The organism is Anabaena sp. CCY 9910 (assembly GCF_963920875.1).
In the GTDB taxonomy this organism is placed as follows: Bacteria; Cyanobacteriota; Cyanobacteriia; order Cyanobacteriales; family Nostocaceae; genus Trichormus; species Trichormus variabilis.
Genome location: NZ_CAWUDJ010000017.1, coordinates 41,370 through 54,053 on the forward strand (window position 1 = coordinate 41,370; position 12,684 = coordinate 54,053).

A 12,684-nucleotide genomic window follows, 5' to 3' on the forward strand; every position below is an offset into this window, starting at 1 on the left:
GAAAAATATCCCAAATGTCGGGTGCGCTACTTGCGAGAAAACTTAGCTGTACCAAAAAATTATTCATACTGACGCACCCTACTAACCGTCAATTTGGAATAATTTATTTTTTGGTGTTCCCTAATTTTCAGACTGATGATAATCGGGAGGTTCGATGACTGAGTATTTGGGATCACCATAGTCGTATGGAGGTCTTTTGACGACTGGAATCTCTTTAAAGTTATCTCGCGGTGGTGGTGAGGTAGTTGTCCATTCCAGTCCAGTAGCGAGCCAGGGATTGTCAGTTGCCTTCTGTCCGTACAGCAATGAACCCACCATATTAGCAATAAAAGGTAGTACAGATACCCCCAGCAAGAATCCTCCTAGACTGGCGACGATATTCCATCCTTGATAGCGTGGGTCATAAGAGGAAATTCGGCGCACCATTCCTTGTAAACCTAATGGAAGCATAGGAAAGAAGGTCAGGTTAGCACCAAGAAAAGTTAACCAAAAATGCACCTTACCCCAGCCTTCAGCGTACATCCGCCCGGTGATCTTGGGAAACCAAAAGTAGATGGCAGCAAAAATTGCCATTGTGATGGTATTAAAGACAATGTAGTGGAAGTGTCCCACTATAAAATAAGTATTGTGGACGTGGATATCAAACGGTACTGCTGCCAGCATCACCCCAGTCACACCTCCGAGCAAAAACATGGTTGCGCCTCCCATAGCGAACAGCATGGGTGTCTCTAGGTGCAGTTTGCTCTTCCAAATTGTGGCAGTCCAACCAAATGCTTTGACACCAGTAGGTACGGCAACCAACATCGATGTCACCATAAATAACATCCGCATCCAGCCAGGGGTAGCACTGGTAAACATATGATGTACCCAAACAAAGATGCTGACTACAGCAATGCCTAAAGACGCAATAGCCAGTGACCGATAGCCAAACAAGGGGTTACGGGAAAAGGCAGGCAGAACCTCAGCAAAAATACCGAAGGCTGGTAACGCCATGATATAAACTGCGGGGTGGGAATAGAACCAAAATAAATGCTGGTAGATAATCGGGTCGCCATTTTCTAAGGGTTTGAAGAATTGCGTTCCCAAACTGAGATCAAATAATAGTAAGATCAATGCACCTGTTAAGGAAGGCAAATTCACTAGCTGCAACAACTGGGCGCTGAGAACTGACCAAACAAACACAGGCATTCGGAAAAATGTCATTCCTGGGGCGCGCATCCAAAAAATAGTAGTCACAAAGTTCACAGCCCCCATAATCGAAGAGATGCCAATCAGGACTAGACTGACAATCCAAATAAATTCACCGTTAATTGGTTGACCTGGAGGAATTTGCAGACTAATTGGCGGATAAGACCACCAGCCAGACTGCGCCGTCCCATTAGGCAGCAAGAAGCTAGATATTAATAAAATCCCGCTTGGTGGAATAATCCAGAAAGAGATGGCGTTGAGTAGGGGAAACGCCATATCCCGTGCGCCAATCATTAAGGGTACTAAGTAGTTAGAGATACCTGCATTGAACGGGATAATCCACAGAAAAATCATAATTGTCCCGTGCAAAGTAAATAAGCCGTTGTACAGAGGGCGATCAACTACATTTGATGCTGGCGTAATCAGTTCGGCACGGATGAGCATCGCCAATAGTCCGCCAATCAAGAAGAAAATGAAAGTCATCACCATGTACTGAACGCCGATCACCTTATGGTCGGTGCTAAAGCTGAGGTATCGTCGCCAGTTATTCTCAGGCTCATTTTGAGATGTTGCATCTAGAGAATCATGTGTCATTCATTACTTTCCTTTCGTTGGCGTTAGCCCTTTGGGCGGCTCCGAAACAGCAATCTGGTGCGACAGTGTACCAGCCACTCTTAAACAAAGTTTTTGGCGGTTGGCTATACTCAGCAACAGCCTGATTTTTGATGCTCATTGATTCCTGTTCTGCCTGGGTAAGCCACTGGTTATATTGCTCAAGGGATTCAACGTGTACATTGGCATCCATCAAAGCAAAGTAAGTACCGCTAAATAAAGAATCTTTGAGCTTGTATTTGCCCATGCGAATGGGTGTAACCACAAGGTCAATGTTGCGTCCTGGGACAATATACTGCTGTAAGCGAAACTCAGGGACGTAAAAACTGTGGAGTACGTCCTTAGCGTGCATATTCAGGCGAGTACGAAGATTTACAGGCAGGTGCAATTCCTGACTAGTAACATTATTGGGATAGCGGAAAGACCAGTCCCACTGCTGGACAAAAACCTCAATAGTTTCATCAGCCGATTTAGGGATATCGCTGATTGATGCGGCATAGACTGGTTCTTCTACAGGTGTATGCAAATGTACAACTTGTTGCAAACCTAAAACATCTAATTGCTGATATATATTGAAGCCCTGCCAAGCAACCCACAAAACTAGTAAGGTTGGAGTTGCCGTCCATAAAATTTCTAGTCTTATATCGCCTCTAGATGGGTGTCCCTCGCTGTAGTCATTTTTGGGTGCGCGGAAGAAAAGTACCGAGTACACCATCATGCCTACAAGCCCAAGAATAATAAATGCACCCATTGAAACTAAAAAGCTAAATAAATCATCAACCTTTTGCGCTTCTGCTGTGGCTTCCAGAGGCATCCAAGAATAAGCTACCTGCCCCATCCCGTGACTAACAACGAGTAGCACTGCTATACAACCGACTATTAATAAATATTCTAAAAATCTCAGCATAAACTCAGAGTGCTTGTCGTTTATTTGGGTAGTAAGTTTGAGTTTGCGCCTTCTGGGAGTAACTTAGCAGCAGTAACATGAATGCCAAATTCTGATCCCATTTGCCCTCCTAAAGTTCCGTGAACAAACAAGATGCCCAGCATTGCGATACCTGCTAACAAGTAATTCCACTGCACTTGTCTGGAAGCATCTTTGCGCCAGTAGTAGCGTTGTAAACCTCTCCACACGGTCATGGCAACAATCAGCCCCAACAAAAGAACACCACCCAAACCATGCAAAAGCATTGTCCAAGAGGCGTTTAACCCCCAATCACTCTTTTGATTAATTGGTGGGTTTGCCAGTAGTAGCTCGAAAAAACCAAATGCGACTGTGAAAAAAGTCACAGCAGATGCGCCTAGCAGGTTGTACCAGCCAACATCAAAGAAGTTGGCACGAATAGCAGTCAGTCCCAAGAATTTAAAGATGGATCTTTCTAGAGGAAAAATAGCTCCTGCTATGTCAAACAAGATGGCAATAATAAATAAGCCTAATGTTAGATGCACCAGTATTGGGTGCATAGGGATTTCGTAGGGCAGTCCGTTAACACCTAATTTCAATCTTAATTGGTCAATGAGTTGGGAGTTCATGGCGATATCCTCTGGTTCATCGCTTCAACAACTGGCTCAACGTGCAATCCGTATACCCAAAACAGCTTGCTTCCCAAGTACACTTGCAAGAACACTAAACAAATCAAAAATGTTGCCACACCAAGGTAAGCAGATGGAACTTTGAGGGGGTGGCGATTGCGAATCACCCAACGCCAAGCTGTAATAGCGGCAACGATCGCCCCAAGTGACCAACCCATGATTGTATGAAAGTTCAGTGTGGACTGGACTGCTGGATAAACTTGCGCCAAGCCTGCTTCAAACTGCCCAAAAATGATCGCGACAAAAATGGCGATCGCCGCAACAAACATATTCCAAAAACCCACCTCAAACAAACGTGGATTGCGGGTAAAATAGCCGACCAAATCGCAAAAGAATGAGAAAAACACCATTGCAATCACGAAATGCACAACAATTGGGTGTATGGGGTCGGGGTACGGGAGATTTTGGCTATTAAGAAGCAGAGCGAACATCGCTTTCTCCTGGCTATCTCCAGACGCTGTAATATAAGTTAACTCTGAGCGGCTGGAAAAATTGCTCTCCACACAAACCACTCTTAGTAACTCTTATCTAACAAATGGAATCAAGAATACTATCGGAAGGGTGATTTAGAAGCAAAACTATGAATTCACTTTTTTTTACTGCATTGATAAATATTAAAAAATAAATATAAATCTTCGGAAATATATCTTCTATTGGAAAAAACTAGGTACCCTACGGGAAGGCTGCGCCAACAAAACCGTACTTTGTCCCGCTACGCGAACAAGTCGGGAAACCCGACCACGAGAATGGCTCTTCCTTGTGGGTGGCTGTATTTAATGCAAGAATTTTGAATTTTGAATCTGGTTGGAGGCGATCGCTACTGCAAACTTTTAAATTAATATCAGGATCAGAACAAGAATTATCAAAGTACTAGATAGCTAATAGATGATTTTTGAGTCTGAAGGTGCGATCGCATCCAAGTTATTAGCAGAAGAAATTATTTGTATCAAAATCTGCCGCTTGTTGCTATCTGAGTCAGGCAAAATTATAGTTATTGCGGTGTTTTAACAGGTTTTAAATTCCTAGCTTTATAGAATGTTTCTAGGCTATTGCGATCGCCTACAAAACGCCAGTGCCAAGGTTCATAACTTACTCCTTGAGAATTGTCCTTGGGAAAAGACATCTCAAAGCCAAAGCGAGCTGCATTCGCCTCTAGCCATTTAAAAGCTCTGGTATTTTCAAAAATAGCTTGCAAATTGGTTGTCGGTGCTGCACCGTCCCCAATATCCACAGCGTAACCTGTGTGGTGTTCACTATGACCAGGAGGAGCGCTGAGGGCTGCTCTTTGGGCTGGGGTTTGATTACGTTGAGCGCCGATGGCAAAAAATAATTGCTCTTGCTCTTTTACAGAACGAAAACCCGAAATAGGCAATAGAATTACACCCGCACTCCGCGCTGCCTGTGCCATTTCCTGGAACCGTTGAGCAGCAGTTCTACGCATTCGGATGCGTCCATCCCTGCTGATTGGCACTAATTCTGACTCTGGAGCCTCTGGGTAAGCCAAATGACCTAATACAGCTTGCAGATCAGCCGGGTTGCTGGCTGTAGGTATTGGTGTAGCATCAGCAATAGCTGGCGAAGGCTGAGACTCGGTAGTTTTTCTAGGCGTGGTGATAAAAAAAACAAAACCACTGACAATGGCCAAGATCACAAACGCGCCTACTGCACCCATCACGAAAATCAGGCGTTGTAAGCGTTGTTTAGGTGTGATACCAGGAGTGTCGCGTAAGGCTACTGGGATATCATCACTAAGTTCATCAAATGGGTCGCGTGGCTCTCCAGAAAACCCAGCTTTATTCACAGGTCAACTCCTGGCTTTGTGGAACTCTCATAAAAATTGTAGACTTGATAAGAATAAGCTTATTGGGTAGCATTTTACATCTATAATTCTTAGGCGCAACATTGATAAATCTCCTAGAACTATACGTCAAACTTGTCAGCTTAGTCTTAGTAGGTTTTATTCTGGGACGCAAGCTACCTAGTACAGTTCCTACCCGTCTGGGTCAGTTTCTTTTCTGGGTGGGAGTACCGATAAGTATAGTATCTTTTCTCCGACAAACTGACTTATCAGGACAAATCTGGATTGCTCCGGCGATCGCATACTTGGCTATTCTACTAGGTGCGTTCTTCGCTTGGCTAGCAATCAAAGGACAGACATACTTCAGTAATACGACACCGGAAAAACCTACCCAGGGAAGCTTGTTACTAGCAGCCATGATAGGTAATACAGGTTACTTAGGCTTTCCCATTACTTTAGCAATGGTAGGTAAAGAATACTTTGCTTGGGCATTATTTTACGATTTACTGGGGTCTTTTCCTGGTGCTTATGCCTTGGGCGTAGCATTAGGCGCTCATTTCGGTACTAACTTACACAATCACAACCAATTTACGCAAGTCACAAGAGCTATTATTATTAATCCGGCTCTATGGAGTTTCGGATTTGGCTTACTATTTCGCCAAATAGCAATTCCTGAAATTTGGGAATACGGCTTAGATAAATTTGCCTGGAGTATGGTGGCGTTATCTCTAGTATTAATTGGAATGCGCTTAAGCAAACTAAATTCCTTAGCTAACCTACCACAGGTAGGCATCAGTGTAGGAATCAAAATGCTGATAGTTCCCCTAATTTTAGGCTACACCTTACCGCTTTTTGGATTAACTGGGCCAGCCGCCAAAGTGATTATCCTGCAAACGGCCATGCCCCCAGCCTTTGCCTGTCTAGTAATCGCCGAAACTTTCAATTTAGACCACAACCTCGCAGTCACCACAATAGCCGTGGGAGCTATGTTACTACTCCTAACGCTCCCCATGTGGCTATGGTTGTTTTGAATTGGTTAGTTGTCAGTTACCAATGCTTTTCCTCTACCCCCTCTCATCTTCCCCATCAACAATACTGACCCACCCTAGCCGCCAAATCTGCGGGATTGATATGCTCATAATGTTCAAAGGGCTGATGAATCCAAGGATTGTCAGGTAAGTAATCGACGTAGTAATTAGGTGCTATTGCTGAACAAGCTTTATACCAAACTACAGCTGTGCGGATTTCTTCAATCGGGGAATCACTATATTGTTTTAGCCAAGGGATGGTTTCTTGGAGCGTGATTCCAGAGTCTACTAAGTCATCGATTAGGAGAATGTGTGAGCCTAAACTTTCGGTTGTCATTGTTAGATGACGAGAAACAGTTAAATAACCTCTTTCTTGCTTACCTGCGCCACTATAAGAAGATGTAGCTAAAATTGCTAGGGGTTTGTGATAGATACGGGAAATGATATCTCCCACTCGTAGTCCACCCCTGGCTAAACAGACAATCTGATTGAATTCCCAGCCAGATTGATAAATATGAGCAGCCAGTTGCTCAATTTTATAGTGATACTCTGACCAAGAAACGTAAAGGTCTGGCATAAGGTAAGTAGGTTTTAGGTGATACTAAAGGCGATCGCAATATTTTAATATGAGCGCAAGCCATTATGAAAAATAGTCAAAAATTAGATTTGAAAACCAAGCTGGCTTACGGTGCTGGTGATTTAGGCCCAGCAATTACCGCTAATATTTCTATATTCTTTCTATTAATTTTTTTTACCAACGTTGCTGGTATTCCGGCTGGTTTGGCAGGCAGTGTTTTAATGATTGGTAAAATCTGGGACGCTGTTAACGATCCTTTTGTGGGGGTATTGACGGATAAAACTAAGTCTCGGCGCTGGGGTCGTCGTTTGCCTTGGATGCTTTATGGAGCAATTCCTTTTGGAATTTTCTTTTTCTTACAGTGGATTGTACCGCGATTTAGTAGCGACCAGGGTAGTAATGTCTGGGCGTTGTTTTGGTATTACGTGGTGATTGGGTTGATTTCCCAGGTGTTTTACACCGTTGTAAATCTGCCTTATACAGCCCTGACTCCAGAACTTACCCAAGATTATGACGAACGCACTAGCCTCAATAGTTTTCGCTTTGCCTTTTCTATTGGTGGCAGCATTTTATCTTTAATTTTATCTAAAGTTGTTTTGTCGTTGATTAGCGATCGCCAACAACAGTATATAGTTTTAGCGGCAATTTGCACCGTCATCTCGGTTATATCATTATATTGGTGCGTGTTTGGCGTGCGCGATCGCGTATTGGCATTTGAAGCAAAACGTATTCAAATTGAGGACTCTGACTCTATTCCCTTTTTTGAGCAATTAAAAATTGTTTTCAGCAATCGCCCTTTTCTATTTGTAATTGGCATATATTTGTTTTCTTGGCTAGGAGTACAAATCACAGCCAGCATTATTCCCTACTTTGTCATCAATTGTATGTCTTTGCCTGAATCAGATATACCCACAACGATGATTGCAGTGCAAGGGACTGCTTTATTGATGTTATTTGTCTGGACAGCTTTAAGTAAAAAAATTGGCAAAAAACTTGTTTATTTCCTGGGAATGAGTTTGTGGATTATTGCAGCTGCTGGACTCTTTTTCTTACAACCCGGTCAAATAAATTTGATGTATGTCATGGCTATCATGGCGGGTGTGGGTGTATCCACAGCTTACTTAGTCCCCTGGTCAATGATTCCCGATGTCATTGAATTGGACGAACTGCAAACCGGACAACGTCGAGAAGGGATTTTTTACGGCTTCATGGTTTTATTGCAGAAATTTGGTTTAGCTTTCGGCTTATTTCTGGTGGGTAACGCCTTGCAAGCATCTGGTTTTAAAGAAGCTGTCGCCGGACAAGCCACTCTACCAATACAACCAGAATCAGCTCTTTTCGCTATCCGTATTGCCGTTGGGCCTTTACCCACCATCTGTTTAATTTTTGGCTTAGTCTTAACCTATTTCTACCCCATTACCCGTGAAATGCACGCGGAAATTCTGCTAAAACTCCAAGAACGTCAAAAGCAAAGAGAAACACATCAAGAGTAATAAGTACTAATACCGTTTCTTAATGAAGATGTGCTTTATTGCACTGCGTATGCCAGTTGTTAGTCGCCAGTTGTCAGTTGTGGAAATGATTTGGTCTAATACCCCAAACCCTAGTGGGTGGTTTTTACATATCTTTGCCACTGACTACCGACCACTGACTACTGACAAAACTCTATCCCCTTGTGGGTAGAGTTTTTATTCTGGACTGTAGAGACGTTGCATGCAACGTCTCTACATCATTTATTTGGTGAAACTTCACAGAGAATTGGTATAAGTAATTATTTCATTACCATTCCCTCATTACCCATCCCAGATGATTTTTATAATCAATACAACCTTTTGAACATCTATTGAGCATAATAAAAATAGTACGTGGGGACTGACGAAATATGCTCAAAACCAGCAAATCAGCCATTGTAAAAAATTCTTGAGCGTCGAACATGAATTAGAGATTAAAAGCCTTGGTATACCGTTCTTCTGGGGTTCACTGCATAAATCCTGACTGTCAACGTCCCTACCCCCAGCCCTGGGGTAACAAATTTTGTAACAGCTGTGGCGCGGTGCTACAGTTGTTAGATCGTTATGTGCCACTACAGACCTTGGGTGCGGGGGGTTTTGCACAAATTTATACAGTTTGGGATGAGAAGACCCAAACGGAAAAAGTGCTAAAGGTGTTGATAGAAGATTCCCCAAAGGCGTTGGAATTATTTACGCAAGAGGCAGAAGTTTTAGTCAGGTTACGCCATCCTGGTGTCCCCAAAGTTGAGGCTGATGGTCATTTTCAAGTTAATTTATCCAATCCCAAGCCGCGTCAACTACCTTGTTTGGTAATGGAAAAAATTAACGGGCCGACTTTGGAGGAAATGTTGAACAAATATCCCCAAGGATGCCCAGAAAATTTGGTATTAAACTGGTTAACTCAAGGGATCAAGATTTTACAAGAATTACATAAGCATCAAATTATACATCGTGATATCAAACCTTCTAATTTGATGTTACGTACTCCCTCGCCCAGTGTCATCTCTCAAGGGGGAACAGGATGGGAACAATTAGTTTTAATTGATTTCGGTGGGGCAAAACAATTTAATACAGGAAGACAGCGCCAAGAATCAAGTTCTACAAGGTTATTTTCTTCTGGTTACAGTCCACCAGAACAAGTGACGGGTGGACATATAGGGCCGAGTGTTGATTTTTATGCTCTCGGTCGTACGATGATTGAATTACTCACAGGTAAGTATCCACCAGAGTTGGAAGATCCCCAGACGGGGGTTTTGCATTGGCGTAATAGAGTTACTATCAGACCTGAGTTGGCAGATTTACTAGATGAGATGGTGCATGAGGATGTGCGATCGCGCCCGGCGAATGCTGCTATGATTCAAAAGCGGTTAACAAAAATTAACCAGCCCACTTCAGGACAGAACAATTTTCAACAATTATTAACACAGGTTGTCACTCAACTAGCACTATTAAATCAATCTACAGAGCAAGTTTTCAGCAACTTGGGACAAACCTTAGGCAAAATCCTGCGGTGGATTGCACAGACAATAGTGCAGATCATCACAGCTTGTTTTTCCACCATTTGGGCAATGCTGTTAACTGGTCTTGGTGCGAGTGTAGGAACGATCGCTGGATTTATTTTGGCATATCGCTCAAACTTAGGCGATCGCTTAATAGAATTTATCGCCAGTCAATTACCCGAATTAATAACTAACCCAGAATCGGGATTTGGTGCAGAAATTATCATCTTTGCCGCCGCAGGCTTAGGCACAGCCTGGGGACTGACAGCATCGGGGTGTTTTGCCCAACGACGGCGGTTTTTAGTCGCCTCATTCATGGGGATAATCAGCTACGCCTTTGGCTGGTTATTGTGGCAAATCATCACATCAACCACAGATAGCGGTGAAGGTTTAGTAGGTGCAACCGCCATAGCCGTATTTTTATTAGCTCTAAGTATGGGTTTCCGTAGCCATCACATAGTTTATGCCATGATTGGCTCATTTGGAACGGCGATCATTGTGGCAATTTTGATAGTTTTAGGTTTTCCCACCACCGTTTTACAATTTTCTAATCGTCACCTCTGGTCAGAATTATCCTTACCTATCATCTTTTTTAGCTCTGTTGGTATCTTAATGAGCTTTTGGTTAGGCGTAAGCTACTACCTCATTGTGCCAGGATTGCGGTTTTTGGGTTGGCGTTGATTGTTAGGGGTGTAGGGGTGTAGGGGTTTAGGGGGAGATTTGACAACCGAAAATTGTAGAGACGCGATTAATCGCGTCTCTACTAAACACAAATTAAGACCCCCTGACTGGTTATTTATATCTAGTCAGGGGGCTACTATAGGTGATAGACTATAATTGGTTCTGTATAGTTACTTACGACTCGATTCTAGAACCTTAACACCTATTTGACTACTGTAATTCCTCCTATTAATAGTATTTTCATAGGTTCTTCATCGCCACTTCATTCTCGTTGATTTACCTAGACAAACACATAAATAAGGTAAGGCAGTCAGCTAAATCCTAAATTGTCATCGCTAACAACACCTAATACTAACTATTTCTTGCCAATTACCAGTCCAAGGCAAAAGTTAAAAGTTAAAAGTCAAAAGTCAAAAGAAAAAATCTTTGACCCTTTTACTTTTCTATCCCCAGTCCCCAGTCCCCAGTCCCCAATCCCTAGTCCCCAATCCCCAATCCCCAATCCCCAAACTTATGTTGCAATCCAGAACAGAAGTAACGCTCCTGGCCGTAGACTGACATCTAGATTGCATTCTCGAATAGAATATGTCACTTACTTCCATTCCCTCGCTACGTGAGCAACAACATCCCCTCATTCGCCAACTAGCTGACTGTATTGAAGAAGTTTGGCATCAGCACTTGGATTTGTCGCCTTACCATTTGCCTGCTGAGTTGGGGTATGTGGAAGGGAGACTAGAGGGTGAGAAACTGACGATTGAAAACCGTTGCTATCAAACACCCCAGTTTCGGAAGATGCACTTGGAATTGGCCAAGGTGGGAAATATGCTCGACATCCTGCACTGTGTGATGTTTCCCCGTCCAGAGTATGACCTACCGATGTTTGGCTGTGACTTGGTTGGAGGTAGAGGTCAAATTAGTGCAGCGATCGCTGACCTTTCTCCTGTACACTTAGACCGCACCTTACCCACATCCTATAATTCGGCGCTGACAAATCTCAACACACTAAATTTCTCTCAACCAAGAGAATTGCCAGAATGGGGAAATATCTTCTCTGATTTCTGCATTTTTGTGCGTCCGAGTTCGCCAGAAGAAGAGGCGATGTTTTTGGGACGAGTGCGGGAGTTTTTGCAAGTTCATTGTCAAGGTGCGATCGCCGCTAGTCCCGTTTCAGCAGAACAAAAACAGCACATTTTGGCTGGACAACACAATTACTGTAGCAAACAGCAACAAAACGATAAAACTCGCCGGGTGTTAGAAAAAGCTTTTGGTGTGGATTGGGCAGAAAATTACATGACCACAGTATTGTTTGACCTCCCAGAATAACCTGACAAGTCAACAAGAGGAAAAGGGGCAGGGGGCAGGGGGCAGGGGGCAGAGGGGAAGACCGGGACGGAAGCTCAGACTCCGCCCCGTATAAGCGTCCTATAAAGACGGGGCTTCCATGTTTCGCTCCGCTCCACGCAGAGGGGAAGGGCTTCCCCTGCTCCCGTTCGCGTAGCGTCCCGTAGGGAAGTTCGCTCGGAGGGAAACCCTCCTTGCGACTTCTCTTCCTGCTCCCTTCCCCCCTGCCTCTTCCGGTCAGCGATCGCCCCTCATTTGTACAGTCTGTTACCTTTACCTGAAACAGATGAATGTAGAATTTACAAAATAAGTATTTGAGGGAGTAAATAACCAAGTTTAGATAATAAAATACGTAGGTACAATTCTAGCCACAGACTATTAGAAATTACTAATGAGAAATTACGAATTAGTCTTGGAGAAATGTTATGTTATCGTACCAAATTTAACTGCACAAATCAGTTTTTGTAAAACTTTTGATAGAATCTCTTCAAAAAAACAAATAAAGTCATCTAAGTTGCAGAAAATCTTTAAAAGATTTGCCATAATGAAATCTATCTGCATACTCATACTGACTAAATTCAGGAGTTATACCAATTCAAAATTAAGAAATCTAGATTGGGCAATGGTTTCTAGGTTTAGATATGTTTCAAGATTTGCGTGAATTGGTGTTCCCTACGGTGGGCGGAATACCATTTCTATTTAAAAAAGCTACTGAGATAAAAACTCTACCCACAAGGGGATAGAGTTTTGTCAGTGGTGAGGCAGTGCGTTGGGCGGGTTCCCCGACTTGTAGCAACTGCCGAACCCGTAAGGGTCAGCAGTCAGTGGCAAAGATATGTAAAAACCACCCACTAGG

11 protein-coding genes are annotated in these 12,684 nt (G+C 43.2%); 5 read left to right on the top strand and 6 right to left on the bottom strand.

All coding sequences use genetic code 11. From position 1 onward, the window contains the following. Positions 1–120 precede the first annotated feature (120 nt). From ACM5QX_RS14520 to ACM5QX_RS14535, 4 genes are read right to left on the bottom strand one after another with little or no spacing between them, the layout of a single operon-like run. Positions 121–1,782: a cytochrome c oxidase subunit I gene (locus ACM5QX_RS14520; RefSeq protein ID WP_414754166.1), complete on the bottom strand. Its 1,662-nt coding sequence runs from the start codon at positions 1,780–1,782 to the stop codon at positions 121–123. Then, positions 1,772–2,707 (bottom strand): cytochrome c oxidase subunit II, encoded by a 936-nt coding sequence (locus tag ACM5QX_RS14525; RefSeq protein ID WP_414754167.1) that lies wholly within the window; start codon positions 2,705–2,707, stop codon positions 1,772–1,774. Before ACM5QX_RS14525 ends, ACM5QX_RS14520 begins: the two co-directional genes overlap by 11 nt. A gap of 20 nt (positions 2,708–2,727) precedes the next feature. Then, positions 2,728–3,333: a DUF2231 domain-containing protein gene (locus ACM5QX_RS14530; RefSeq protein ID WP_414754168.1), complete on the bottom strand. Its 606-nt coding sequence runs from the start codon at positions 3,331–3,333 to the stop codon at positions 2,728–2,730. Beyond that, complete coding sequence (locus ACM5QX_RS14535) at positions 3,330–3,824, bottom strand: DUF2231 domain-containing protein (protein WP_414754223.1); 495 nt, start codon at positions 3,822–3,824, stop codon at positions 3,330–3,332. The genes ACM5QX_RS14530 and ACM5QX_RS14535 overlap by 4 nt, the downstream gene beginning before the upstream one ends. Positions 3,825–4,278: 454 nt before the next feature. On the opposite strand from ACM5QX_RS14535, the gene ACM5QX_RS14540 reads away from it, so the two are divergent. Further along, the gene (locus ACM5QX_RS14540; protein ID WP_414754170.1) at positions 4,279–4,401 is read left to right on the top strand and encodes a hypothetical protein; all 123 of its coding nucleotides are present in this window, start codon (positions 4,279–4,281) and stop codon (positions 4,399–4,401) included. Here ACM5QX_RS14540 and ACM5QX_RS14545 read toward each other — a convergent pair. Then, positions 4,385–5,194: a D-alanyl-D-alanine carboxypeptidase family protein gene (locus ACM5QX_RS14545; RefSeq protein WP_414754171.1), complete on the bottom strand. Its 810-nt coding sequence runs from the start codon at positions 5,192–5,194 to the stop codon at positions 4,385–4,387. The two genes, ACM5QX_RS14540 and ACM5QX_RS14545, sit on opposite strands and share 17 nt — an antisense overlap. A 101-nt stretch (positions 5,195–5,295) precedes the next feature. On the opposite strand from ACM5QX_RS14545, the gene ACM5QX_RS14550 reads away from it, so the two are divergent. Next, entirely contained in the window at positions 5,296–6,222 is a 927-nt protein-coding gene (locus tag ACM5QX_RS14550; protein WP_414754172.1) for an AEC family transporter, read from the top strand. A 55-nt stretch (positions 6,223–6,277) separates the two neighbouring features. Here the strand turns inward: ACM5QX_RS14550 and ACM5QX_RS14555 are convergent, their stop codons facing one another. Then, entirely contained in the window at positions 6,278–6,796 is a 519-nt protein-coding gene (locus tag ACM5QX_RS14555) for a phosphoribosyltransferase (RefSeq protein ID WP_011320294.1), read from the bottom strand. 65 nt (positions 6,797–6,861) lie between these two features. On the opposite strand from ACM5QX_RS14555, the gene ACM5QX_RS14560 reads away from it, so the two are divergent. The 3 genes from ACM5QX_RS14560 (at position 6,862) to ACM5QX_RS14570 (ending at position 11,810) form a co-directional block, all read left to right on the top strand. After that, on the top strand, positions 6,862–8,289 hold the full coding sequence (locus ACM5QX_RS14560; RefSeq protein ID WP_414754173.1) for an MFS transporter: 1,428 nt from the start codon (positions 6,862–6,864) through the stop codon (positions 8,287–8,289). Positions 8,290–8,750: 461 nt separating this feature from the next. Beyond that, positions 8,751–10,487 (top strand): protein kinase domain-containing protein, encoded by a 1,737-nt coding sequence (locus ACM5QX_RS14565; RefSeq protein ID WP_414754174.1) that lies wholly within the window; start codon positions 8,751–8,753, stop codon positions 10,485–10,487. A gap of 585 nt (positions 10,488–11,072) precedes the next feature. Then, entirely contained in the window at positions 11,073–11,810 is a 738-nt protein-coding gene (locus ACM5QX_RS14570; protein ID WP_414754175.1) for a phycocyanobilin:ferredoxin oxidoreductase, read from the top strand. The last annotated feature ends 874 nt before the right edge of the window (positions 11,811–12,684 follow it).

What these genes read in the sequence shown, in the direction of transcription:
- ACM5QX_RS14520 (WP_414754166.1), bottom strand. Translation starts at nt 1,782, where the DNA reads ATGACACATGATTCTCTAGATGCAACATCTCAAAATGAGCCTGAGAAT.
- ACM5QX_RS14560 (WP_414754173.1), top strand. Translation starts at nt 6,862, where the DNA reads ATGAAAAATAGTCAAAAATTAGATTTGAAAACCAAGCTGGCTTACGGT.
- ACM5QX_RS14540 (WP_414754170.1), top strand. Translation starts at nt 4,279, where the DNA reads ATGATTTTTGAGTCTGAAGGTGCGATCGCATCCAAGTTATTAGCAGAA.
- ACM5QX_RS14555 (WP_011320294.1), bottom strand. Translation starts at nt 6,796, where the DNA reads ATGCCAGACCTTTACGTTTCTTGGTCAGAGTATCACTATAAAATTGAG.
- ACM5QX_RS14525 (WP_414754167.1), bottom strand. Translation starts at nt 2,707, where the DNA reads ATGCTGAGATTTTTAGAATATTTATTAATAGTCGGTTGTATAGCAGTG.
- ACM5QX_RS14530 (WP_414754168.1), bottom strand. Translation starts at nt 3,333, where the DNA reads ATGAACTCCCAACTCATTGACCAATTAAGATTGAAATTAGGTGTTAAC.
- ACM5QX_RS14570 (WP_414754175.1), top strand. Translation starts at nt 11,073, where the DNA reads ATGTCACTTACTTCCATTCCCTCGCTACGTGAGCAACAACATCCCCTC.
- ACM5QX_RS14535 (WP_414754223.1), bottom strand. Translation starts at nt 3,824, where the DNA reads ATGTTCGCTCTGCTTCTTAATAGCCAAAATCTCCCGTACCCCGACCCC.